This window comes from Gemmatimonadota bacterium, assembly GCA_016719105.1.
In the GTDB taxonomy this organism is placed as follows: Bacteria; Gemmatimonadota; Gemmatimonadetes; order Gemmatimonadales; family Gemmatimonadaceae; genus SCN-70-22.
Genome location: JADKAQ010000004.1, coordinates 242,945 through 266,811, shown reverse-complemented (window position 1 = coordinate 266,811; position 23,867 = coordinate 242,945). Strand labels below are relative to the sequence as shown.

The 23,867-nt window shown below is 70.1% G+C and carries 25 protein-coding genes; 5 read left to right on the top strand and 20 right to left on the bottom strand.

Features of this window, described 5'->3' with window-relative positions; translation table 11 throughout:
- Window position 1 precedes the first annotated feature (1 nt).
- From IPN47_09190 to IPN47_09175, 4 genes are all read right to left on the bottom strand, one after another.
- The gene (locus tag IPN47_09190; GenBank protein ID MBK9408211.1) at window positions 2–901 is read right to left on the bottom strand and encodes a type II secretion system protein; all 900 of its coding nucleotides are present in this window, start codon (window positions 899–901) and stop codon (window positions 2–4) included.
- Complete coding sequence (locus tag IPN47_09185; GenBank protein MBK9408210.1) at window positions 898–1,326, bottom strand: hypothetical protein; 429 nt, start codon at window positions 1,324–1,326, stop codon at window positions 898–900. Before IPN47_09185 ends, IPN47_09190 begins: the two co-directional genes overlap by 4 nt.
- The gene (locus IPN47_09180; protein ID MBK9408209.1) at window positions 1,323–1,751 is read right to left on the bottom strand and encodes a prepilin-type N-terminal cleavage/methylation domain-containing protein; all 429 of its coding nucleotides are present in this window, start codon (window positions 1,749–1,751) and stop codon (window positions 1,323–1,325) included. The genes IPN47_09185 and IPN47_09180 overlap by 4 nt, the downstream gene beginning before the upstream one ends.
- Window positions 1,752–1,955: 204 nt before the next feature.
- Window positions 1,956–2,765 carry a DUF72 domain-containing protein gene (locus IPN47_09175; GenBank protein MBK9408208.1) on the bottom strand — a complete coding sequence of 270 codons (810 nt, stop codon included), beginning with the start codon at window positions 2,763–2,765 and terminating at the stop codon, window positions 1,956–1,958.
- Window positions 2,766–2,936: 171 nt separating this feature from the next.
- Between IPN47_09175 and IPN47_09170 the strand changes: the two genes are divergently transcribed.
- The 3 genes from IPN47_09170 (at window position 2,937) to IPN47_09160 (ending at window position 4,605) form a co-directional block, all read left to right on the top strand.
- The gene (locus IPN47_09170; protein MBK9408207.1) at window positions 2,937–3,806 is read left to right on the top strand and encodes an SPFH domain-containing protein; all 870 of its coding nucleotides are present in this window, start codon (window positions 2,937–2,939) and stop codon (window positions 3,804–3,806) included.
- 104 nt (window positions 3,807–3,910) lie between these two features.
- A complete protein-coding gene (locus IPN47_09165) occupies window positions 3,911–4,102 on the top strand; it encodes a hypothetical protein (protein ID MBK9408206.1) in 192 nt (63 codons plus the stop codon).
- Between the two features lie 149 nt (window positions 4,103–4,251).
- Window positions 4,252–4,605, top strand: a complete 354-nt coding sequence (locus tag IPN47_09160; protein MBK9408205.1) for a hypothetical protein — start codon at window positions 4,252–4,254, stop codon at window positions 4,603–4,605.
- A gap of 4 nt (window positions 4,606–4,609) precedes the next feature.
- On the opposite strand, the gene IPN47_09155 is transcribed toward IPN47_09160, so the two are convergent.
- The 11 genes from IPN47_09155 to IPN47_09105 form a co-directional block, all read right to left on the bottom strand.
- Complete coding sequence (locus tag IPN47_09155; protein MBK9408204.1) at window positions 4,610–6,103, bottom strand: hypothetical protein; 1,494 nt, start codon at window positions 6,101–6,103, stop codon at window positions 4,610–4,612.
- A gap of 110 nt (window positions 6,104–6,213) precedes the next feature.
- A complete protein-coding gene (locus tag IPN47_09150) occupies window positions 6,214–6,999 on the bottom strand; it encodes an ABC transporter ATP-binding protein (GenBank protein MBK9408203.1) in 786 nt (261 codons plus the stop codon).
- Window positions 7,000–7,010: 11 nt separating this feature from the next.
- Window positions 7,011–8,198: an FtsX-like permease family protein gene (locus IPN47_09145; GenBank protein MBK9408202.1), complete on the bottom strand. Its 1,188-nt coding sequence runs from the start codon at window positions 8,196–8,198 to the stop codon at window positions 7,011–7,013.
- A complete protein-coding gene (locus IPN47_09140; protein ID MBK9408201.1) occupies window positions 8,198–8,953 on the bottom strand; it encodes an FtsX-like permease family protein in 756 nt (251 codons plus the stop codon). The genes IPN47_09145 and IPN47_09140 overlap by 1 nt, the downstream gene beginning before the upstream one ends.
- 245 nt (window positions 8,954–9,198) lie before the next feature.
- Window positions 9,199–9,873 (bottom strand): metal-dependent transcriptional regulator, encoded by a 675-nt coding sequence (locus IPN47_09135; GenBank protein ID MBK9408200.1) that lies wholly within the window; start codon window positions 9,871–9,873, stop codon window positions 9,199–9,201.
- 62 nt (window positions 9,874–9,935) lie between these two features.
- Entirely contained in the window at window positions 9,936–10,385 is a 450-nt protein-coding gene (locus IPN47_09130; protein ID MBK9408199.1) for a universal stress protein, read from the bottom strand.
- Complete coding sequence (locus IPN47_09125) at window positions 10,385–11,767, bottom strand: Nramp family divalent metal transporter (protein ID MBK9408198.1); 1,383 nt, start codon at window positions 11,765–11,767, stop codon at window positions 10,385–10,387. Before IPN47_09125 ends, IPN47_09130 begins: the two co-directional genes overlap by 1 nt.
- Window positions 11,768–11,891: 124 nt before the next feature.
- Window positions 11,892–12,872: a polysaccharide deacetylase gene (locus IPN47_09120; GenBank protein ID MBK9408197.1), complete on the bottom strand. Its 981-nt coding sequence runs from the start codon at window positions 12,870–12,872 to the stop codon at window positions 11,892–11,894.
- 57 nt (window positions 12,873–12,929) lie between these two features.
- A complete protein-coding gene (locus IPN47_09115; protein MBK9408196.1) occupies window positions 12,930–14,438 on the bottom strand; it encodes a serine hydrolase in 1,509 nt (502 codons plus the stop codon).
- A 38-nt stretch (window positions 14,439–14,476) separates the two neighbouring features.
- Complete coding sequence (locus IPN47_09110) at window positions 14,477–15,079, bottom strand: CoA pyrophosphatase (GenBank protein ID MBK9408195.1); 603 nt, start codon at window positions 15,077–15,079, stop codon at window positions 14,477–14,479.
- 17 nt (window positions 15,080–15,096) lie between these two features.
- Complete coding sequence (locus tag IPN47_09105) at window positions 15,097–15,459, bottom strand: sulfurtransferase (GenBank protein ID MBK9408194.1); 363 nt, start codon at window positions 15,457–15,459, stop codon at window positions 15,097–15,099.
- A 71-nt stretch (window positions 15,460–15,530) separates the two neighbouring features.
- On the opposite strand from IPN47_09105, the gene IPN47_09100 reads away from it, so the two are divergent.
- Both IPN47_09100 and IPN47_09095 read left to right on the top strand, forming a co-directional pair.
- Complete coding sequence (locus IPN47_09100) at window positions 15,531–16,799, top strand: dicarboxylate/amino acid:cation symporter (GenBank protein MBK9408193.1); 1,269 nt, start codon at window positions 15,531–15,533, stop codon at window positions 16,797–16,799.
- Window positions 16,796–17,965 (top strand): glycosyltransferase, encoded by a 1,170-nt coding sequence (locus IPN47_09095; GenBank protein ID MBK9408192.1) that lies wholly within the window; start codon window positions 16,796–16,798, stop codon window positions 17,963–17,965. The genes IPN47_09100 and IPN47_09095 overlap by 4 nt, the downstream gene beginning before the upstream one ends.
- Window positions 17,966–18,070: 105 nt before the next feature.
- Here the strand turns inward: IPN47_09095 and IPN47_09090 are convergent, their stop codons facing one another.
- The 5 genes from IPN47_09090 to IPN47_09070 are packed head-to-tail and all read right to left on the bottom strand — an operon-like array spanning window position 18,071 to window position 23,475.
- On the bottom strand, window positions 18,071–19,306 hold the full coding sequence (locus IPN47_09090) for a hypothetical protein (GenBank protein ID MBK9408191.1): 1,236 nt from the start codon (window positions 19,304–19,306) through the stop codon (window positions 18,071–18,073).
- Between the two features lie 20 nt (window positions 19,307–19,326).
- Window positions 19,327–20,406: a DUF4956 domain-containing protein gene (locus IPN47_09085; GenBank protein MBK9408190.1), complete on the bottom strand. Its 1,080-nt coding sequence runs from the start codon at window positions 20,404–20,406 to the stop codon at window positions 19,327–19,329.
- A gap of 57 nt (window positions 20,407–20,463) precedes the next feature.
- Complete coding sequence (locus tag IPN47_09080; GenBank protein ID MBK9408189.1) at window positions 20,464–21,465, bottom strand: tetratricopeptide repeat protein; 1,002 nt, start codon at window positions 21,463–21,465, stop codon at window positions 20,464–20,466.
- Between the two features lie 11 nt (window positions 21,466–21,476).
- The gene (locus IPN47_09075; protein ID MBK9408188.1) at window positions 21,477–22,142 is read right to left on the bottom strand and encodes a hypothetical protein; all 666 of its coding nucleotides are present in this window, start codon (window positions 22,140–22,142) and stop codon (window positions 21,477–21,479) included.
- Entirely contained in the window at window positions 22,129–23,475 is a 1,347-nt protein-coding gene (locus IPN47_09070; protein ID MBK9408187.1) for a sigma-54-dependent Fis family transcriptional regulator, read from the bottom strand. The genes IPN47_09075 and IPN47_09070 overlap by 14 nt, the downstream gene beginning before the upstream one ends.
- Window positions 23,476–23,867: the final 392 nt, after the last annotated feature.

Genomic DNA, 23,867 nt, shown 5'->3' with positions numbered 1-23,867 from the left:
CTCAGGGCTCCGGGCGATTGAGGAAGAAGACCGCGGATCGCTGGCGCGACAGCTCCGGGGTCGTCCGCCCCGGACGCGCGCGCTCGCTGGCCCCGATGAACTCGAGCTCCACCCCGCGCACGGTAGACAGGTCGGCCGGTGGTGCGGCCCGCGAGCTGTCGTCTCCAGCGGAGAAGAACCGGAAGGCCGACGACGAGTCGAACGGGACGGCGACCTCCTCGCGCGGCCCGCCCTGCACGGCGCGCCAGAGCGCCAGCCGCCCGGGGACGAGCACGGACGGGAGGAAGGCGTAGTCGATGCGCTGGAAGGCGAAGAGCGGCGTCCCCACGTGAAACGGCGGCGGAATGGGCGGCGTGAGCTGGAGCAGCGCGCCGCGAGCGAGCGTCGTGATGCCGTTTGCCGTGCACAGGCCCGAGGCCACCATGGGAAGGGCGGCTGCGGCGTCGACGTAGGTGTAGCCCGCACTGCCGAGGCGATAGGCGTACCCTGCAAAGGCCGCCGACGCAAAGAGCGCCGAATCCACCGGGAGGAGGCTCACGACCGTGCGTCCGCCGTCGGTGCCGCACGTCATGCCTAACGCGTACGGCACGCGAACCGAGAGCGAGTGCCGGTCCGCGGCAAGCACTCCGCCGCTGGCCTCGACGTCGCGCAGCTCCTGCAGCATCAGGTTGAGGGAGACGCGCGAGACCGTGCGCGCCGACCGCTGCTTGACCTGCTGGTCGACGAATTGGGATTGGGAGACGAACAGCCGGACCGCCGCCGTCCCGAGGATCCCCAGGATCGCCACCGACACGAGGAGTTCGACCAGCGTGACCCCACGGCGCGGGCGCACGGTCCGGGCGGCGCGCCCGTCCGTGCGCAGCCGCTCGCGCAGGCGACGGCGCGACGGTCGAGCGATCACTGCAGAGGACTGTAGGGCCGGGAGCGTGCGCGCTCGACCACGAGGGTATCGGGAACCAGCGTGCGCACCAACGGCGTGACCGTGAGGATCACGCGGCGATCGTTAGGCGACAGTTCCTCGACCCGCACACAGCGGATGTACGCGAATCCGCCGAAGGCGCGCTGCTCGCACCCGCGCGCGGCCGTGAGCTCATCGAAGGGGAGCAGCGCGAGTTGGTCCCCTTCCTCGGCGACCACCCCGGCCCGCTGATTGGCCATGCGCGCCACGCCGCTCCGCGTCCCGACCCAGAACGTCATCGCGGCGAGCCCGGTGGTCGCGACCCCGAAGATCATCACGGCGACCAGCACCTCCACGACCGAGAGCCCGGCCCGCGAGGGAATGGTGCGGCCGGTCGCGACCGGGCGACGCCGACGGCGCCACCTCATGGCACTAACCGCACGTAGCCGGCACGCGTCATCTGCACCTTGCGCGTGTACCCCTGCGTCGTGAGGTCGACCCGCATCGACGAGGACGCCATCCCCGACGGGAAGAACTCGACTTCACGCGGCTCGAATCGCATGGAGCGCACGCCGTACTCCGACGCCGCGCCTAACGTGCGGCGGAAGCGCACCGCCCCCGTCTTGACGTCACGAATGAGGTAGTCGGAGGTCCGCCCCTCGAACAGCATGGGGCGGCGATCGCGTGCGGCGAGCATCGAGGCAATCTCGATGTCAGCGGCCACCACGTGAGCCGCCTGATTGAGGCGCGTCCGGCGCAGCTGCGCCGCCAACGGCGGGTACCCGAAGGCGACGATGATCGAGAAGATCACCAGCACCAGCACCAGTTCCATCGCCGTGAATCCCGAACGCACACGCACCACGAGTCGCCACATCACCCGTTAGGGAAAAACGCAGCGCCCCGGGTGCCACACCGCTGCACCCCGGGCGCACGGGAAGCCCCACAACGCTACATCCCAACAGCCGCCAACGGAAGATGACGGGCCATGTCACGCACGGTCGCGGACGCCAGGGCGCACGACGCCGTCCAGGAGCCGTCCACCGTTCGTGCGCGGAGTCTAGAAGAGGTTCATCTGCTCGCCGAGATCCTCGGGAGGAACCGACGGCTGTCCCAGCAGCCGCTGCAGTTCGCGAAGCGACGCGGGGCTGTGCCCGGCAAAGTGGTTGTTGACGTAGCCGTAGACCGTGCGCACGCGCTTGGCCAACGCCGGCAGGACCGCCGCCCAGCTCGACAGTTCGCGCGAACGATCCACCTGGATGCGCGAATAGTCGACGAGATCCCTGTTGGGCCCCATCCATCGCACGTACGCCACGTCCGACGTCGGGCGTTCGGCGAGCGCGAGCATCGACTTGCGCGGGATCCATCGGGCATCGGTGAGCGCGAGCGCCACCCGATGCTCGGCCAGCAGCGCGATGATCCCGTCGTGGATCCACCCACGCTGCCGAAACTCGATCGCGAAGTCGAGGTCGTGCGGTAGCGTCGGGAGAAACGAGGCGAGCGCGGGGAGTTCGACCGGCGCGAAGTCGGGCCCCAGCTGAATCAGGATCGGCCCCAGCTTGTCGCCGAGCAGCCGGGCACGCTCGGCGAAGAGCGCGAGCTGGTCGGCCGAGTTCCGCAGCCGGTTCTCGTGCGTGATCTCCTGCGGGAGCTTGAGGGCAAAGCGAAAGCCAGCCGGCACGCGATCGCGCCACCCCTTGACCGTCTTGGCCGGAGGGATGGCATAGAAGGTCGAGTCGACTTCCACCGTGTCGAAGGCGCGGGCGTACGTCGTGAGGTAGTCGGCGCTCCGCGTCCCGGTGGGATAGAAGGGGCCGACCCAGGCATCGTAGTTCCAGCCCTGGGCTCCAAGGCGAATGGCAGCGCTCATGCGCGCAATGCTCGGGGTTGGACACCGGGTGTCAAGCGGGAGCACCGCCGCGGATCGGTCGGATCTGGCGAGTAGGGCGACCGTCGGCGTCGCGCCCTTCCGCCGGAGGCCTTGCGCGATGCGGTATCATAGTGATATCATCTCGATACCACTTTCTGGAGCCTTCGTTCCATGTTACGCGAGATCAACAAGCCGGGGACCAGCGGATTGCTCATGGTCTTCCTGGGGATCCTGCTCCTCGGCCTCGGAGTCTGGCGCGTCATCGTCGGAGCCGACGGCGGTTCCCCCCTCACGGCGATCTCGGGGGCTATCCTGCTCCTGACCGGGATCCTGACGTTGTCCGGGTTGTTCACCGTGCAGCCGAATGAGGGGAAGGTGCTGACCCTCTTCGGCAAGTACGTGGGGACGGTGCGCGAGTCCGGGCTCTTCTGGGCCAATCCCTTCTTCACCAAGAAGGCCGTCTCGCTGCGCATCCGGAACTTCGAGACCGCCAAGCTCAAGGTGAACGACAACCACTCCAACCCAATCGAGATCGGCGCGGTCGTGGTCTGGAAGGTGGTCGACACGGCCGAGGCGGTGTTCGAGGTCGACGACTACACGCATTTCGTGGTGATGCAGTCCGAGGCGGCGGTGCGGGCGCTGGCGCAGTCGTACCCGTACGACGCGCACGGAGTGGACGAGATCGCGCTGAGCACGCACCCGGCCGACGTCTCGAAGGCGTTGCAGCAGGCGGTGGCCGACCGGCTGCACAAGGCGGGAGTCGAGGTGATCGAGGCGCGCCTGAGCCACCTGGCGTACGCCCCGGAGATCGCCAACGCGATGCTGCGTCGACAGCAGGCCGCGGCCATCATCGCGGCACGCTCGAAGATCGTGGAGGGGGCGGTGGGGATGGTGGAGAATGCGCTGACGCTAATCAGCGATCGCGGGCTGGTGACGCTCGACGATGAACGGAAGGCGTCGATGGTGAGCAACCTGCTGGTGGTGCTGTGCTCCGACCGCGATGCGCAGCCCGTAGTCAACGCGGGGACGCTGTACCAGTGAGGACGATCCGGTGACGGGGGCGCGCCGGGCATCGGCAGGGCTCCTCCCCACCCCGCCAAGGGGTGGGGAGACCCTGCGCAGTCTCCGCACGACGTGAGGCGGCGATGACGGCGCGACGTTCCTTCCTCCTGCGGGTCGACCCCGAGGTCCTCGACGCGGTACAGCGCTGGGCCAACGACGATCTGCGCAGCCTCAACGGGCACATCGAGTTCCTCCTGCGCCGAGCGCTCAAGGATGCCGGACGCCTGCCACGCGGCGGTGCGCCGGATGCGCCACCACCTAACGAAGAGGAGTGATCATCATGCTCACGGCCTTCCTGCGAAAGCGCGGGCACCCGCCCATTCTCGTCGCCTCGTTCATCGGCGGTGCCATGGCGTTGCTCCTCGCCGGCATGTACCTCGCGCTCCGCTGACCGCATCGTCCCGTCACGACCGGAGTCACCTCGATGATCATCGTTCCGCAGCCCCAGCCGCAGCCGACGCCGCGTTCGCGCGCCCTCACGGATCGCGTGCGCGCGACGATCGCCGAGTTTCAGCGGCGGGAGCCCAGGATCACCCCGGAGGAAGTCGCGCAGGCGCTGCGCGACGCCATGCCGAGCGCGTCGACCCGCACCAATCCGAAGCCGGCGCTGATCATCGCCGTCCTCTCCGGCGTCATGACCGCCATCGGCATGGGACTCGTCGCCAGTTCGTCGTCGAACGCCGGTCGGCCGGTCCCGGTGGTGCCGATCGTCGCGCTTGCCGTCGCCGGCCTTGGCGTCGTGGCCGCCCTGATCCTGCGCTCGCGCAACGATCGGTAGGCGCCTAACGGTACGTCTCGAAGAAGCCGGTCCCTTCCCCGGCGACGACCTGTCCATCAATGCGACCCGACAGGCGCGCCACCCCCTTCATCTGCACGAACCACGGTCGCGGGATTTCCCGCGCCAGCCCGCTCTCGCCGCGCTCGACGAGGGCGCCGCGGGTGTCGGTCGCCACGGCATCCTCGATGGTGAGCTCGACACGCAGCGTGTCGGCGCCACGGATGTCGATCATCACCGCGCGCGACGGCACGCGCAGGGTGCCCTCCCGCGTCGCGATCAGCCGACCGTCCTCGTATTGCACCTGCCGGGGCCGGAAGACGGCCCGGAAGCCGACCGAATCGACGAGGTACAGAAAGATCGGGGCGTCGGCGACGAGCGAGTCCGGGGCCTGCACCCGTCCGTACAACAGGGTGTAGCTCCCCGCGCGCGCCGCCCCCCAGTCCCAGCTGACGCCGCGCCACGTCCCCCAGTTGTGGTCATGGTACCCCTGGGCCTCGTCGTAGCGCTCGCACCGTGCCCCCGCGCAGATCGTCCCCGTGGCCGACGCCCGGAGTCCCGCCACGACGTATCCCGAGACGAAGTCACCCGAGCCTAACGAGGTCCCCGGAAAGTACGCGCGTGGGGCGGGGGCGACGACCAGGTCGACCGTCGCCTCGGCGCCCCCTCCCTCCGCCGGGATGCGCGCCTGCACCGCGTAGCGACCATCGGGCAGGACGCGCACGAAGGCATCGTCCAGGGTGAGGTCGGCGTCCGTGGTCGAGTAGCGCACGCGCGACCGGTCGATGCGGCGCGAGTAGCGACGTTCAGGCTTCCCCGCCTCGTGCAGCGAGAGCAGCAGTTGCCCTCCCCACTCGCCGCGCGGGACGTCGCCGGCGAGCATGAAGGTGAGGAAGGCCCAGCGTTGGCGATCGGCGGAGATCACATTGAAGTAGTGCCACTCGGCCCAGCTCCCCGGGTTCCGTACCGTGGCCGGCCGCTCGTGGAACCGGTCGATGTCGTGCCGCAACTGTGCGTCGTTAGGCGCGGTCCAGCGCCGGTCGCCGTCGTCGTCGTGCCACGCACCGGCCACCAGCGTGGGCGCCGCCCCCACCGCCCGGGTCGCCGAGGGGATCTCGCCGCTCGCCCGCACCGCCAGCTCGCCGAGCCGCGCCCCGCGCAGGTACACGAGCTTTCCCTCCATCTGCGGGGCGGCGGCCGTGACGAGGGGGCGCAGGCGCGGCGCGGCCAACAGCTGCAAGAAGACGAAACGCGCGTTGGCGACCGAAAACCAGAGCCCACCCACCCCGCCGGTCTTGAGGACCTCGAGGTCGACGCCATCGGGGAGGACCGTGACCTCGCCGCCGCCCACGAGCCGCTCGTCGCGGGCCTGGATCACCATCGCCTCGCCGATCGAGAGGAGCGTGATCATGACGCCGACCCCCAGGCCGAAGCCGGCCAAGAGGAGGAGGGAACGCCAGGGGCGCAGGACGAGGTTGCGCAGCGCGAGTGTCAGGAGCATCGGGGGAGCGTCAGCGGGGATTCGTTGCCGGGTCGACCGACCGACGTCGGCGACCCGTGGCGAGGACCCGCGGGGTCCGTGGCATCGGGTGTCGTGGGCCGTGCAACGGATCAGCCCCGTGCGCGGCGAAATGGTGACGCATCGTCGTGCGCCGTCGGCGATACTGTCGTTCGGGGGGGGCCCCCCACTTCGGCAGGGGCATTCGGTTCATCCGACACGATCGCCCCATCCACCATGTGCACCACGCGGCGCGCCGCGCGCGCCAGCACCTCGTCGTGGGTCACCACCACGATCGTCATCCCGTCGGCATTCAGTCGCTCGAACAGGCCGATCACCTCGCGCCCCGTGCGCGCATCGAGCTCCCCGGTCGGCTCGTCCGCCAGCAGCAACGCGGGGCGATTGGCGAGTGCGCGGGCAATCGCCACCCGCTGCTGCTCGCCCCCGGAGAGCTGTGCGGGCCGGTGCCCGGCGCGCGCGTCGAGCCCGACGTACGCCAGCAGCTCGCGCGCCCTCGCGCGGCGCGCCGCCTTCGCCACCCCCGCCTCGGCCATCGGCAACTCCACGTTCTCGGCCGCCGTCAGCATCGGCATCAGGTAGAAGCGCTGGAAGACGAAGCCGATGTGGCGCAGGCGGAACTCGGTCGCCTCGCGGTCGCTCATGTAGGACACGTCCCGCCCGCGCAGCCGCACAGCACCGCGCGTCGGGCGATCGATGGCGCCTAACAAGTTGAGGAGCGTCGACTTCCCGCACCCCGACGGCCCGACGATCGCTGCGTACTCCCCCTCGCCCACCTCGAGCGAGACGCCACGCACGGCCTGCACCGGCACCCCGGCCAGCGCATACTCGCGCACCACGTCAACCGCCTGCAGCACGGGCCCAACACCGCTCCCCTTCATCACGTCCGCACTCACGACACCGCCTCCGTCCGCAGGGTGGTGGCGATGGGGAGCGACGCCGCGCGCCACGCCGGGAATGCGCCGGCGAGTACCGCCGTGACGATCAGCAACCCGAAGGACTGCCAGGCGGCGCGCGGCTCGAAGACGAAGAAGTCGATCGCCGCCGGAAGTCCGGGAAAGGTCCGCAGGATCCCGTTGAGATACTCGGCGGTGAGCAGGCCGAGCGCGAGGCCAAGCACCGCCCCCACGACGCTGATGGCCAGCCCTTCGAGCATGACCTGCTGCGCGATGTGCGGGCGCGAGATCCCCAGCGCCCGCATCACGGCCATCTCACCCACGCGTTCTTGCACGCTCACGGTCACCAGGGTGCTCACGAGGAGGAATCCGACGATCAGGCTCACCGTCCCGAGAATGAAGGCGAGCTGGCGGAAGTAGCTCAGTCGCTCCTCCACCGAGCGCACGGCATCGGCGGTGGCGATCGCCGTCACCCGCGGGAGCACGCGCTCGATGCCGGCGCGCAGCCCTTCAACGTCGCGCCCGGGGACGGTCTTGACCATGAAGAGCGACACCTCGTCGACGCCGCCAGGCGCAAGCATGGCCTGGAGCGCCCCGAGCGGGAGGGCGACGGCCGCCTGGTCGGCCGCGAGGTAGAGGAAGCGTCCACGGCCGGCCACGATCACGCGCCGCCGCGCCGTCCACGTGCGCAACTGCGCGTCATAGCCGGCCGCCAGCTCCAGCGTGTCGCCCACCACGGCGCCGGTGCGCGCCAGGAAGGTCGTATTGGCCACGAGTTGGTCGTCGCCCTCGGCGTCGCGCCCCTGCTCGAGTTCGTAGTCTCCCTGCACCGCCGGGCGGATACCTAACGCGAAGCACGCCTCGCTCGCCTCACCGCGCACCACGTGCAGCGTCGTCCCCAGCACGGGCGAGATCTCCCGCACCCCGGGCATGGCGCGCAGCGACGACTCGGCGCTCGCCGCCCGGGCAATGCGCGCTTCCGTGTCGAACGGGAGCGTCCCCTTCGGCGTCAGCCGAATCTCGAAGCCCTGGCGCATGAGCAGGGCGCGAAACGAGACCTGCATCCCGCTCGCCAGCATGACCATGTCCAGGAGCATCGCCGCCGAGACGGCAACGCCTAACACGGCCAGTGCGGTGCGCACCGGATGGCGAAAGAGCGACGACCAGGCGAGCGCGAGGCGCATCAGCGGCCAAAGAGCGAGAGCGGCGGCACGCCGGTGAGGCGGCGCGCGGCGAGCAGGCCCGCCCCGATCCCGAGGGCCAGCGAGAGCGCCACGGAGAAGGCCACCGTGCCGGGCGTCACCAGCGAGAAGGCCAGCGGCGTGCGATAGACGCCGCGATAGTACCAGTTGATGATGGCCGAGCAGACATACCCGAAGGCCACGCCGGCCGCACTCCCCAGCACCGCGATGCACGAGGCCTCGAGGACCACGGCGCCGGTCACCGTGCGCCGGGAGATCCCCAGCAGGCGCAACGCCGCCACGTCGCGTCGACGCTCCTCCACCTTGAGCAGCATGATGCAGAGGAGGAAGATGGCGCTGGCCACGATGGTGATGACCCCGATGGCCCGGTTGAAGCGCGACACGACGGCAAAGGTGCGCGACGTCTCGGCGGCCACCGCGCGCGAGGGGTGGGCGCGGAAGCCGAAGCTGCGCGCATTGATCGCTGCGACCGCCGCGTCGGTCGCGCCCGGTGTGACGGCCACCGCGAACCGGTCGACCTTGTCGCCGCTCCCGGTCAGCGCTTGCAGCTGGTCGAGGTGCAGTCGCACACGGTATTCCGCACGCGCCACCTCGGAGGGATCGGCGGCTCGCCTGACGATGGCCCCGACGAGGACCCGCTCGCCGGCCCCGCCGGGCGTGGCCGCCACCTCGAGCGTGTCGCCCAGCGCGAGCCCCTTGTCGCGCACGAGGCGTTCGTCGATGGCGATCGTGCGCAATGCACGCGGCGAACGGCGGTCGGGCGTCGGTGCCGTGCGCTGAGACTCGTCGGCACGACTAGTCTGCGCATGCCCAGTCCGTGGGAGCAGCGCGAGCGACAGGACGAGCGCGAGTGGGAGCGCGAACGCCAGCGAGCGCGGTGTCGGGCCGAGTATGGGCCGCGTGGTGCGAAGTCGTGGGGGGACGTGCATGGCCGTGGTGGTAAACGACCGCTGCGCACGAGGCGTTCCCCGCACGACTGGGCTCAATCGGGGAGCAGTTCCACCATGACGCGCGACGCCAGCGCCGGCCCCACCTGGCACGACGTCTTGCCGACCTGCAGGGTGAGTGGCCCGTCGAAGGGCGCGCGGTCCGTGAGCATCAGGACGACGCCGGGGCGGATCCCGATCCTGGCGAGGTAGCGCAGGAGCTCGGAGTCTTCGTCGCTCACGCGCTTCACGCGGGAGCGTTGCCCGCGCGCGAGGTCGGACAGCGTCCGGTGCCGCGTTTCGTCGATCACGCCGTCGCGCGTCGGGATCGGATGACCGTGCGGATCGGCCTCCGGCTCGCCGACGGCCGACGCCATCCGGTCGACGAGTTCATCACTCACGGCGTGCTCCAGCCGCTCGGCCTCCTCGTGCACGCGATCCCACGGATAGCCTAACGCCTGCGCCAGATACGTCTCGATCACGCGGTGTCGCCGAATCGTGCGCAGCGCGGCGCGGCGCCCCAGGTCCGTCAGCCGCACGCCGCGATAGCGCTCGTATGACACCAGCCCCTGATCGGCCAGGCGGCGGACCATCCCGCTCACCGACGCGGCGGCGATGGACAGCTTGGCGGCGATGTCGTTCGTCGCGGCGGCCCCCCCGCCCTGCTCGATCCCGTAGATCGCCTTGAGGTAGTCCTCGACCGGGGCGGTGAGCGGCGCGGGCGACTCCACCACGGCCCCCGCCTCGTCCGCGACGCGGGGGCGCGACGGTGGCGCCTTGGACTTGCGGGACGTCACGTGGCGGACGGGCGCTTCCCCTGGCCCGGGGCACGCACGAGGAGGACCGGAATCGACGTGTCGTGGCGCACCGTGTTCGCCACGCTCCCGTGAATCACGTCGCCGATGAACTTGTGGCCGTGCGTCGCCATGGCGATGAGGTCGCACTGCTCACGCGCCGCGGCCGCGCAGATCTCGCGCGCGGGCTCACCGTTGGCGAGCACCGCCTCCGCGCGCAACCCCTCGGCGACGAGGTCGCGGGCCACGCGCTCGATGTACTCGCGGTCTAGTCGCATCTCTTCCGATTCGCGCAGGTTGAGCGCCGCGAGGTTCCGCGCCGCCCATCCGTCGGCCACGTGAAAGAGGACGATCGACGCGCCACAGTGCCGCGCCAGGTCGCGCACGTGCGCCACGATGCAGCTGTCGGTTGGCGAGTGCTCGAGGGGAACGAGGATGCGTCGATACATCAGGCCATCCACCCGCCCACGGTCTGCACGAGGAGCCACACGTTGAGCGTCGCGATCACGGCGGCCACCAGGTAGGCGAGACTCTTGAGCCAGGCGGGGTTGACGAACTCCCCCATCTTGACCTTGTCAGACGTGAACATCACCAGGGGAAAGACGGCGAACGACAGCTGCAGCGACAGCACCACCTGGCTCAAGATGAGCAGGCGCGCCGTCCCACTTTCGCCATACAAGATGGCGGTGATCGCGGCCGGCACAATGGCGATGGCGCGCGTCAGCAGTCGCCGCAGCCACGGGCGCATTCGGATGTTGAGGAAGCCCTCCATCACGATCTGCCCGGCGAGCGTCCCGGTGAGCGTGGAGTTCTGCCCCGAGGCGAGCAGGGCGAGGGCGAAGACCGCACTCGCCGCGCCGACACCCAGCAGCGGCGAGAGCAGCTTGTATGCGTCCTGGATCTCGGCCACCTGCGTGTTGCCCGAGGTGTGAAACGTCGCGGCCGCCACGATGAGGATCGCCGCGTTGATGAACAGGGCGAGCGAGAGCGCGATCGTCGAATCGACGAAGGCGAAGCGCACCGCCTCGCGCCGCCCCTCGGACGACTCCTCGTACTTGCGCGTCTGCACGATCGACGAGTGCAGATACAGGTTGTGCGGCATGACGGTGGCCCCGAGGATGCCGATCGCGATGTACAGCATGTCGCGATTGCGCACGATCTCCGTCGACGGAATGAAGCCCCTGGCGACCGCGGCGAGTTCAGGGCGCGAAATGAAGAGTTCGAACAGGAAGCAGAGCCCCACGACCATCACGAGGGCGATCACCAGCGCTTCGAGCAGCCGGAACCCTTTGTGCTGCAGGAAGAGCACGATGAGGACGTCGAGCGCGGTCAGCGCCACGCCCCAGGGTAGCGGAATGTCGAAGAGCAGGTTGAGGGCGATGGCCGTTCCGATCACCTCCGCCAGGTCGCAGGCGGCGATGGCCAGTTCGCACAGCACCCACAGCATGAGGGCCACCGGCCGCGAGTAGTGATCGCGGCATGCCTGCGCCAAGTCACGCCCGGTGACGATCCCCAACTTCGAGGCGAGCCCCTGCAGCAGGACCGCCATGAGGTTCGAGATCAGGATCACGCTGAGCAGTCGGTATCCGAATTGCGAGCCACCGGCGAGGTCGGTCGCCCAGTTGCCGGGATCCATGTAGCCGACCGCGACCAGATATCCCGGTCCGGCGAAGGCGAGGAGCTTGCGCCACCAGGTCAGCCCGTGCACCGGAATCGTGCGGTGCACCTCGGCGAGCGACGGCGTCTCGCGGGCGCGACGCCACCCCGGATCGGCGCCGGGGGGCGACGACCGCTCGGGCGTGGGAGGCGTAACGGCGGGGGTGGCGCTCATGACGTCAGGGGATACCACACGAGGACGCCCGAATTTGTATCGGGCAACTTGAGATTTAGGTTGCGCTAAACCTAAACCCCTCCGCGGAGATCCCGCAATTCCCCCCACCGCCCCGACGGGGCGGCTACTTCATCCCGGCCTGCGCCTTCACGTACTCCGCCACCGCGCGGTGCGTCGCGAACCAGACCCCGGGCTTCGTCTTGATGTGAGCAATGAGGAGTTCGAGCGCCTTGATGCGCGAGCGATGCCCCGACACGTGCGGGTGCATCGTGTGGAGGAAGAGCGTCCCTTCCTCGTACGCCTTGTCGAACTCGTCGATCCAGACCTGGGCGACCTCGCGCGGCGACGCGTAGTTGTTGCCGCGGGGCGAGAAGAGCGGCGCGTCGTCCATGATCCACTCCACCGGGAGTTCGACGATGCCCGTGGGCTCCCCGTTCTGGTTGAGCTCATACGGACGTTCGTCGGCCATGAGCGACGACTCGTACGTGAAGCCCAGGTCCTTGACGATCGACATCGTGGCGGCGGAGAAGTTCCACGACGGCGCCCGGTAGCCTACCGGTCGGATGCCGGTGAGCGCGGTAAGGGTGTCGAGCGCCTGCTGGACGAGTCGCCGCTCGACGTCGGCGGGGACGGCGGTATTCATCTCGTGGATCCAGCCGTGCACCGCGAACTCGTGGCGCCCCGACTTCTTGATGAGCGCCACCTGGCTGCGATCGATCATCAGGCTCATCGCCGGGATGAAGAACGACGCCGGGATCGCGTGGCGATCGAGGAGCGCGAGGATGCGCGGGAGCCCGACGCGCGCGCCGTACTGCCCCTGTGACAGCTCACCGATCGTCGGCTGGCCGAAGCGCAGGTTGGGTGTCTCGTTGTCGACGTCGAACGAGAGCGCCACCGCGACGCGCGCCCCGTTCGGCCAGCGCTTGGGCTGCAACGAGCGTCCGGCGCGCACCGCGTGCACGACCTTCATCACGGTGTCGGTGGACCATTCCCAGCCCTGCTTCACGCTCGCCTGGGCGCGGAGGGGGAGCGGGGCCAGTGCGGCGACGACCGCGACGGCCGCCAGCAGCGACCGGCCCGGCGATGGACGTGAGCAGGGTGTCATGCGAGCAGGCTCCGAGGTGGGCGACGGGAACACGTGACGACGGGACTGCGGCGATGCCTAACGGCGTTCCGCGGGGACGCGGCCGAACGTCGCGCCACTGGCCCGCAGCTCCGCCACCTGTCCCGTGGCGTCGAGCGAGAAGGCGATGGCGTCGGGCGAGCTCCGACGGTCGTCCCAGCGGGCGAGGAAGGTGTCGTAGTGCCAGTGTTCCAGGGGACCGGTGAACCCCTTCCCCCAGGCGGCGTGCAGTCCCCCGTTGCGCATGCTGATGACGACCGTGCCATTGAGCGAATCGGCGTACGTGCCGACGTAGCGCGCGAGCGGGAGCGACGGGATCGTCCCCGGAACACGTGCGTTGACGAACGCCGCCTGCGCCTTCCGTCCCTGCGCCTCGAGGCCGTCAAAGAGCTCCATCACCTCGCGCGACCAGTCACGCGGCCGGCGCCCGTTGTACAGGTCGAAGGCGCGGTACATGAGCGCGTGGCGCACCTCGGCGTGATCGCGATTGGCCAGGATGTAGACACCCACGCGACGGTCGGGGAGGAGGCCCGCGATGGCGATCATCCCATCGATGCTCCCGGTGTGCATCGCCACATCGTCGCCGCCATAGCTGTGCAGGAACCACCCCAGCCCGTATGACACACGATGGACGGCCGCCAGGCGAGCGGCGGGATAGAAGTCCGAGAGCGGCACCACGACCTGCGGCGAGAGCCAATCGACGAAGCCGCGCTCCGACACCAGGCGCTTCCCCTTCACCCGCCCGGAGTCGAGGACGAAGCGCATCCACGTGGCCATGTCGGTCACGCTCGACCAGACCGATCCGGCAGGCGCAACGGGATCCACGGTGCGGTTGGCGATCACACGCAGCGTGTCGTCGATGACCATGTGCGGCGTCGCCACGTTGGGTTGCCCCTCGGTCGCGGCGACCGTGGGCAGCGTCTCACGCATTCCCAGCGGCTCCCACATGCGCGTGCGCAGCCAGTCGCTCCACCGGATCCCGGTGGCCTGCTGCAGGACCTCGCCCGCCATCGCGTACTGCACGTTCTGGTACGCGTACTGGTTGCGGAAGCTCGCCGTGGGCTTGAGGAATCGCATGCGACGGATGATCTCGCCGATGCTGTAGTCGTTGCCGGCCCACAGCTGGTCCGACCCCGGGAGCCCGGTGTGATGCGTGAGCAGGTCGCGGACGAGCAGTTCGCGCGTCATGACCGGGTCATACAGCTGCATCGTGGGGAGATGGCGCAGCACGGGCTCGTCGAGTCGGAGCTTGCCGTCGTCGGCCGCCTGGAGGAGCGCCAGCGCCGTCATCGCCTTGGTGGTCGAGCCGATGGCAAATCGCGTGTGGGCATCCACGGGCTCGGGGCGCCCGAGCGTGCGGACGCCGTACCCCTTGGCGAAGACCACGGAGTCGTTGGCCACGATCGCGATCGCGAGGCCGGGGACGTTCCACGCCTTCACCGCCTTGGCCACGTAGGCATCAAAGGCGGCGAAGTCGGGGCGTTGGGCCGCAGCGGTGCTGGCGGCAAGGCAGGGGGCGACGGCAGCCGCCAGGATCAATCGACGCATGGGCGCTCGGGGTGTTGGCGCGCCCAATCTACGGCGCGTCACTCGATGCGCGCGAGCAGCTGGCGAAGGATTCGCTCGGTCATCCCCCACACGATGTGCTCGCGCACGACGAAGCTCGGGACTCGCAACGTGCTGCCCCGCACGTGCACCGACGATTCGCGGGTCGTCGTCGGGTCGCGCAGGAGGCCGAGCGGGACCCAGAACGCCTCGGCCACCTCCTCGTTCAGGACGAGCGCGGCGGGCTGGTCGAGGGCGACGACGACGGGCGTGACGATGATGGCCGGGAGCGCGGCCGTGCGCGGCCGCAGCTCGTCGAGCGTCCCAAGAATCGTCCCGCTCGCGGCGAGGTCGATCCCGGTCTCCTCCCACGTTTCGCGCACGGCGGTGTGGAGGAGCGACTCGTCGTTAGGTGACCAGCGCCCACCCGGCAGCGCGATCTGACCGCTCCAAGGATCCCCCGCCCGCTCGGCTCGGCGGATCATGAGCAGTTCGCCCCGCGCGTCGTCTCCCGGACGCAGCGCCAGGGCAACCGCGGCACGTGCGGGCGCGCCGTCCGTCTCGGCGGCAGCGCCGGGGCGTTCGGTCAGCGCGGCGGCCAGCTGCCGGAAGAGCGGGTGGGTGAAGCGGGGATCGCCGGTCACGAGGATGGTCGCGCCGATCAGCCGTCGATGTCGCCCCCGGCATCAACCCAGCCGCGGAATCCACCGCTCATCGAGGCGACGTCGGCATAGCCCATCTGCTGCAGCGTCTCGACGGCGAGCGCCGAGCGGTTTCCGCTGGCGCAGTAGATGATGAGCTTGCGGTCGCGGGGGACGGCGGCCTCGATATTGGACTCGAGGATCCCGCGCGGAATGAACAACGCCCCCGGAACGCGCCCCAGGTTCCATTCGTTAGGTTCGCGACAGTCGAGGACGACCGTGCCGGGATGCTCGTCGCGGATGCGCATCGTCTCCTCGGGCGTGACCTGCGTGATGCGCGCCCTGGCTTCGTTGAACAGATCGGTCGCGGTCTTGTGCGGCATGCGGTGGGGCTCGAAGGGTGAAGGGGGGCGCGCGGGTGGTGGCCCCCGCGCCGTCCCGGTAGTTTGGGCGCGTGTCCCTCACAACGAAAGTCCTCATCGCCCTGGCCCTGGGCATGGGCGTCGGGATCGTGATCTCGACGTCCGCGCACCCGGCGCTCGCCTCCGTCGTCCCCCTCGTCGAGCCGCTGGGGACGTTGTGGATCAACGCGATCCGGATGACGGTCGTCCCACTGGTGGTCGGGAGCATCATCGTGGGCGTGACGTCGGCCCCCGACGCCCGAACGATCGGGCGCATCGGGACGCGGGCACTCGCATTCTTCCTGGTGCTCCTGGTGGCGGGCGGCATCTTCGCGGCGGTCGTGGCCCCGCCCCTCATGGCGCGCATCCCGCTGGATGCCGACGCCGTCTCGGCGCTGCGGGCAAGCGGTGCCACCGCCACGTCGGCGGCCGCGGAGAGCGTGAAGCGGATCCCGACCTTCGCGCAGTGGCTCACCGACCTCGTCCCGATCAACCCGGTCAAGGCAGCGGCTGACGGGGCGATGCTCCCGCTGATCGTCTTCTCGGTCTGCTTCGGGCTCGCGCTCACCCGCCTAACGGGAGAGACGAAGACGTTGATGGTGCGCTTCTTCCGCGGGGTGGCCGACGCGGCGCTGACGCTCGTGCGATGGGTCCTGGCGGCGGCCCCCATCGGGGTCTTCGCCCTCGCCGTGCCGCTGGCGGCCAAGCTCGGACTCTCGGCCGCCGGCGCCCTGCTCGGCTACATCGTCGTCACGGCACTGGTGCTGGTGCTCTTCTCCCTCCTCGTGCTCTATCCGCTGGCCGCCCTGTTCGGGCGCGGCGGGATCGCCGACTTCGCGCGCGGCACCTTTCCGGCGCAGGCGGTCGCCTTCAGCGCCCGTTCGTCGCTGGCGGCGCTGCCGGCCATGATGGAGGCGTCGCGCACGCGCCTGCATCTCCCGGAACAGATCACCACGTTCTTCCTGCCCCTGGCCGCGACGACCTTTCGCATCGGCGGCGCGTTAGGCATCACCACGGGCGTCGTCTTCATCGCGCACCTCTACGGCGTGACGCTCGGCGCCGCGCAGATGGCGACGATCGTACTCACCGTGGTGATGACGACGTTCTCCGTTCCCGGGATCCCGGCCGGCTCCATCATCGTGATGGTCCCGGTCCTCCTCGCCGCCGGGCTCCCCGTCGAGGGGATGGGGATCCTGCTCGGCGTGGACACGATCCCCGACATGTTCCGCACGACCGCCAACGTCACGGGCGACATGGTGGCGGCGTCGGTGCTGAGTCGCGGCGAGCGGGACGAGGCGCCCCCCGGCCCGGCCGCGGCATGACGCTGGGCGGGAGCCTCGCCGGGGTGGCGTGGAGTGCCCCCTGGTGGCTGTCGCTCGTCGTCACCGCGTGGCGCTGGCGCGGCACGCCGTCGTTGGATGACGTGGCACGTGAAGCGCCGCAGCCGGCGCCGCCCCTGACCGTGATCGTGCCGGCACGCAACGAGGCGGCGCACATCGCCAGCTGCGTACGGTCGATCCTGGCAAGCGAGTACCCGTCGCTCCAGGTGATCGTCGTCGACGACCACTCGAGTGACGGCACCGCGGCCCTCGCACGCGAGGCCGCCGCCGGCGATGCACGCCTCACGATCGTCGCCCCGCCACCCTTGCCCACCGGATGGCTCGGCAAGCAGTGGGCGTGTCATCACGGCGCACGGGCCACGCCCGGCGCCTACCTCCTGTTCACCGACGCCGACGTGCGCCACGCCCCCGACCTGCACGCGCGCCTGGTGAACGCGAGTGTCGCCCACGATGCGGACCTCGTCTCGGTCGCCGGCTTTCAGGAGACCCGGACCTTCTGGGAGCGCGTGATCCAGCCGTTCGTCTTCGCGATCCTCGCCCAATGGTACGGCGGCCCGGGGTCGGTGAACCGCTCGCGCTCGCCACGACGCAAGATCGCGAACGGGCAGTGCCTCCTCTTCCGACGGGCGGCCTACGACGCCTTCGGGGGCCACGACACGGTACGCGGCAAGCCCGCCGAGGACCTTGCCTTCGCGCAGCAGATGACCGCGGCGGGCCAGCGAGTCTTCCTCACGTTAGGCCAGTCCCAGATGTCGACCCGCATGTACGCCTCGCTGCGCGACATCGTCGAAGGCTGGGGGAAGAACGTCTACTCGGCCGGACGCGACACGCTCCCTGGCGGGCGCGCGGGGACGTGGCTGGCGCGGGTACTGATCCCGGCGCCGGCATTGCTCGCCCTCGCACCGGTCGTCGCCTGGGCCGCCGGCGTGGCCGGAGGAGCCGGGGCAGGCTGGACGGCGTTTGGGGCATCCGCGACGCTCTCGCAGCTGCTCTGGTTCGGCGCGATCGGGCGCGAGTTCCGCCTCGCGCCATGGTACGCGCTCACCTTTCCCTTGGGGGCGTTGGCCTACCTGTACATTGCCGCTCGGGCCGTGTGGCGCGGCGACCGGGTCCAGTGGAAGGGGCGCGAATACGACGTCTGCGCCTGACGGCGTGGGCGACTCACGAGCGCGCGCCCATCCCGCCCGTGCATCGGGCGATGGCCGCCCCGACGAGTGGAGCGGCCATCGCCGGAGCGAACGACAGGGAAAGCGTTAGGCGCCCGGCTTCTTCAGGCAGCCGTCGATGAAGGCGCGCTTCGCCTCGCCGGCATCGGCCGCCGTCTGGAAGAACGCGGAAAGGAACTCTTCCGCGTCGCGCACCTCGCCCCGGTCGAGCCCGGGGACCTTTGCGGGGAGCGCCATGATCGCCGGGCGCAACGCGGTGAAGCCCGCCACCGTCGGCGCGAGCTCGTCCCAGGTGCGGCAGGGGCCGCGATACAGGCGCTCGCGCACGCTGCGGATCTGCAGCTGGGGTGCCGGCCCAGCGTAGGGCGCATTCACGAGCCCGGAGAAGTCGAAGTCGTACGGAATGGGCAGGACGCCCACCGAGTCGGTCACGACCAACCGCACGTTATGCAGGGCGTAGATGGACCAGTCGGTGTTCCCGATCATGTACTCGAAGATCGCCATGCGGTCGAGCGTCTTGAAATCGACGTCATCGAAGAGGGCCCGGCGAAACTCGCGGACCTTGCCCCCCGCGCGCGCCGCCACGTCGTCCTCGTGCTCGATGAACATCGCGGCGCGTGTCGTCAGCTTCTTGCCGCTGGCGGAGTCGATGTAGCTCCCGCTCGCCAGGCGTGCGCGGAAGGAGCGCGGCGTGACCTCGTTGAGGATCTGGTAGGCGAGGTACTCGCGGCGCAGGAGCTGCTCGTAGCGGTCGTCGTCCTGGCAGTGTCCCCCGAGCTTGAGCGACTCCTGCCCCTCGAACGGCGTTCCGGCCAGCGTCTTCTTCCCCGGAAAGAGGACGAGCAGGTTCACGAAGCGGCAGGTGCTGCGCTTGAGGCGGAAGTGGCCGCGGGTCCGCAACTGCACGGGGATCTTGCGCTCGCTCCCGGCGCTGTCGACCACCACGAGCGTGGCCGGGTGGCGCACCTTGCTGGTGGAGTCGCGGTCCTTCGCGATGTTGCCGAAGTTGGCGATGAGCGTGAACGCGAGCGGCTCGCGCGTGGCGAACAGGGGGCGTGCGAGCGCTTCGAGGCTGTCCTTGGCGATCTTGGCGCGCGACGTCGCGGTCTCGCCCTTGTCGCCCTTGTCGCCATTCTCGCCTTTCTCGCCTTTCTCGCCTTTCGGGGCCTTCTCGCCTTTGGGCCCCTTGTCGCCCTTCTCGCCCTTCTTCCCCTTGGTCGACAGCGTGTCCTGCGCGGCGAGCCGCCCCGCGGTCGTCGCCGGGACGAGCGCCACCGCGCACGACACCGCCAGGAGCAATCCGATCCATCGCGAGCGATTCATCCGTCCTGTCCTCCGGTGGCTCACATCCACTGCTCCGCCGTGGCCTTCGCCACGTACGGGACCCCTTCCACCTGCATTGCCTGCGCGAGTTCGGCCAGCCGCTGTCCCTTCCGGGCGCGCACGGCATAGACGAGCGTCGTCTCACTGTCGGCCATCGAACTGCGGATCAGTTCGAACTTCCGGGCGTGCGTGGTGAGGATCGCCTCGAGCACCGGTCGCGCGTCGTCGGTTCCGGCGACGATGATCGTCAGGCGCCCGTCGAACTTCGGGCGGTCCTCCGCCGGCTCCTCGCCCGACACCGGGACCTCCTCGCGCCGCCGCCGCACGCGCTTCGCCAGCGCGTCGAGCTGCTCGGGGGCGAGCGTCTCCAGGATCTCGCGATCAAGCCGGGCGACAAACTGGCTCGTGCGGTTGGCGATGGCCATGGCCCGCACCATGTGCTGCTCCGCGCGCTTGCCCTCGAGCGCGGGCGGGGTGCGGGCGAAGTCGGTCTGCCAGAGGGCGAGGGCGACGATGATGTACAGCAGCGACAGCACGAGCGCGACCTCGAGCTGCACGCCGCAGGCCAGTCCCAGCGCACTCACCACGAAGACGTAGACGGCATCCTTGGAGTCCTCGAGCGACGTGCGGAAGCGCACCGCCGCGACGATGCCGGCGAGCGAGAAGGCCAGCGCCACGCTGTTGCGCACGAGGACCGCCACGGCTGCTACCACGGCGGGGAGGAGGACGAGCGTGTGCACGACCGACTGCGAGTATCCCTTCTTCTGCCGCGTGAACATGTACGTCCACGCCACGGGGAGGGCGAGGAGCACGGCGGCGATGCAGGCGACGGCCGCGAGCAGGGCGACCAGCCCGGGCGGCAGCGTGGCGAGGCTTCCGCCAGGCGCAATACCGGAGAGCCCCGGGATCCCGGAGGGGACCGGCGTGGCGACGCCCACGCCCAGGATCGGGGCGAGCGCCTCGCGCACCTGGTCGCGTGCGCTCACCGACAGGAGCATCCACGTCCCGCTCAAGGCCGCGGCGAGCCCTGCGTAGTAGATGACGAGGCGCGAGACGACGCCTTGGAACAGCGTGGCGATGCCAGGCCGAGTCGACGACATGACGGAGCGGTGGGAGGGGGGAGCGAGGCCCCCCGATACTACCGCGTCACACGCCGATCAGCGAGAGCGGGCCGGCAGGAGGTCGAGCCACTCGCGCATCGCCGCCACCTCCTCGACGGAGCCCAGGCGCTCCCAGATCGCAATCGCCTCCTCGGCGGCACCGCGTGCGGCCGGAAGGTCCCCCAGCGACGACTCCAACTCGGCGAGGGCCCGCAGGGACTCGGCCTCGACCAACGCCCCCTGATGCTGCCGCGCGAGCTCGAGCGCCTGCGCAATCTCCCGGCGTGCCATGTCGGGGCGACCATCGGCCAGGTGCGCGAGCCCCGACAGGCGCCGCGCATCGCCCTCGCGAATCGGATCGGTGAGCCGAGCGAAGTCCTCGGCGACGCGACGCGCACTCGCCCCGGCCAGCTGCGTGTCGCCGCGCCGGAAGGTGATCTCGGCACGCCCCAGACGGGCCAGGGCGACCAACCGTTCGCTGCCGGCGCCGTGGGCAAACTCGATCGCCCGCTGCTCGTACTCGTCGGCCTGCGCAAAATCGCGCGCGTCGCGATAGGTGATCGCCATGTTGTGATAGCACTGGGCGATCCCCACGGCGTGCCCCAATCGCTGGTACGCGGGGATCGCGAGGTGATACATGCCGAGCGCGTTCTCGCGCCGCCCGCGCAGGTTGGCGAGGGCGCCCAGGTTGTTGGTGGCGTTTGCCAGGAGGAGCGTGTCGCCGTCGGCCTGGGCGAGCAGGATCGCCCGATCCCACGCCGACTCGGCGTCATCGAGTTCGCCGAGCTCCCAGCAGGCGGCGCCCAGCATGTTGACCCCGCGCCGGAGCGCCGCGCGATCGCCGCGCGTCTCGAAGACGGGGATGACCTCCCCGAGCCAGAGGCGCGCGCGCTCCGGCAGCCCGAGGCGCAGCGAAGCTTCCGCCAGCAGCAATGCGGCGTCCGACAGCTCCCGCGCGACCGGCTGGCCGTCGAGCAGTTCGCGCACGCGCGCCCACTCCCCGCCCTGCGCGGCAGCGCGGGCGGTGGTCAGCGTGGGATCGGCGTCAGGCGCGAACATGGCGATGGACCTCAGTACGCGATGGCATAGCTGGTGAAGCCCGTGAGCTTGGCCTCCACCTCGTCGTTGCCGACCACCAGGGTGGTCAGGAGCTTGACCCACGGGAGCCCGAGCGACTCCTGCTTCCAGATGGCCAGGCGCGAGCGCACCGTGTCGTCGCTGGAGTCGCTGCGCCCGTCGTCATTGAGGTCGCCGCCGCGTTCCTTGAACGACAGCTTGAGTTCCGCGGGTTCGTTGGGGTCGAACTGCAGCCCGGCGGGGGAGAACTCCACCACCAGCGCCGCGGGATCGGTGACCCGCAGCGTGATCAGCAACGAATCGTTGGGGCCGAAGCTCGTCCCGTCCGGCCGCCGCAGGAGCGACTTGTTCTTGACGCGGAAGCGCAGGTACTCCGTGGAGTCGTTCCGCCCGGCCCGTGGCCGGTAGTACAGGCGCACCTCGCGATTGTCACCCACCCGCGCCCAGAACGACGTGGTGGTGGTGGCGAGTGCGGGCGTGTTGCGTCCCACCGGGACGAAGTTCAGCTGCGACGCCGGGACCGAGCTTCCCGGCGGCAGGTCGACGGGCGGCGACGTCGCGTCGTCGTCCGCGCAGGCGGCGGCCGCCGTCAGCAGCAAAGCCGCCGCGGTCGCGCGCAGGACACGGTGCAGCGCCGGGCGAATCCTACACGTCCCCATCGTCGTCTCCTCCAGTGTCGGCCGTGCCGTCGAGCAGCCGTTGCAGGCGCGGGCGCGAGATCCCGAGGCGCCGGGCCGCTTCGCTCTTGTTCCCGCCGCACAGCGCGAGCATTTCGCGCGCGGCCGCCTTCTGCAGCTCGGCGATGGTGGCGGGAAACGGGATGCCATCGGTGTGCACGGGTGCGCGCGTCGGCTCGACGAGGTCATCGCGATCGAGGACCCCATCCACGCTCAACAGCGTGCACCGTTCCATCAGGTTGCGCAGCTCGCGCACATTGCCTGCCCAGTCCCGATGCAGCAGCTCGCGCTCGGCCGCCGGCGTGAAGGTCGGGGCCGGGAGGCCGTAGTCGGCGGCGAACTTGGCCAGGAAGTGCCGCGCGAGCGGCAGGATGTCGTCGCGCCGCTGGCGAAGCGCCGGCAGCTCGATCGGCACCACGTTGAGCCGATAGAACAGGTCTTCGCGGAACTCGCCCCGCTTCACCGCGGCCGCGAGCTCGACGTGCGACGCCGCGATCACCCGCAGGTCGACCGCGATGTTCTTCGTCCCGCCCACGCGACGCACCACCCGCTCCTCGAGGGCGCGCAGCAGCTTGCCCTGCAGGCCTAACGGGAGATGGCCGATCTCGTCGAGGAAGAGCGTCCCGCCGTTGGCGAGCTCGAAGAGCCCGGGCTTGGCGGCGCTGGCGTCGGTGAACGCTCCCTTCTCGTGCCCGAACAACTCGCTTTCCAGCAGGTGATCGGGAAGCGCCGCGCAGTTCACGTCGACGAACGGCGCCTCGCGCCGCGGGCCGTTGTAGTGAATGGCGCGCGCGACCAGCTCCTTGCCGGTGCCCGTCTCGCCCGAAATGAGGACCGTCACCGCCGGATGCGGGATGACGCGTGAGGCACGCGCGAGCGCGCCCTTGATGGCCGCGCTCTCCCCCAGGATCCCGGTGAACCGGTACTTCGCCCGCTCGGCCTCGGCGAACTGCGCGCGCCGTTCCTGCTGCTTCGGACGCTCGGCACGTTCGCGCAGCCATGAGGCAAGCAGCGCGACATCGGGGGGGAGGGCGAAGTACTCGGCGGCCCCCGCACGAACGATCGTCGCCGCCGTGCGATGGTTCGGAAGCGAGCCGACCGCGACGACGTCGATGCCGCTCCCTGCCACGCGTCGCACGGCCCCCTCCATTTCCCCTTCCGCCCCACCGCCCGCCAGCAGCACGGCAGCCGCCGAACTCCCCGTCAGCTCGCGTGGATCGCTGAGCGTGACGAGGTCGAACCCGCACTCGGCCGCCAGACGGGGCCAGAGTTCGGAGAACGAATCGGAGAGGGCGAAGAGCGCGAGCGTCGGCACGGGCTGGGTTACGGCGAGTGGGATCGCTCCGACGATGCGCGCTGGGCCCTGTCGCAGCCTAGCGACGGCTGCAGACACGGCGGCATCCGATCGGCGTGGACGAGGCGAAGCGACACAGCACGGCGGGCGATTCCTTTCGGCGAGTGGTAACGGCGGGACTTCTCCTGCACGAGACCACTCTCCATGCATGGACGAGACCGAGAACTACTCGCCATGTAAAGCAACGTAAGTCATTGCTGAATTGTGACTTGCGATGCGGCGCGGCCCGTGCGCCCTCGCCGGCAGCCGATCGTCGCGATGCATCCGTGTATCGGCATGATACAGCACCACCCTCGCCGATGTCACGAAAATCGCCCAAGGTGCAATGATCCGGTACGAGAGGGCGGCCCCAC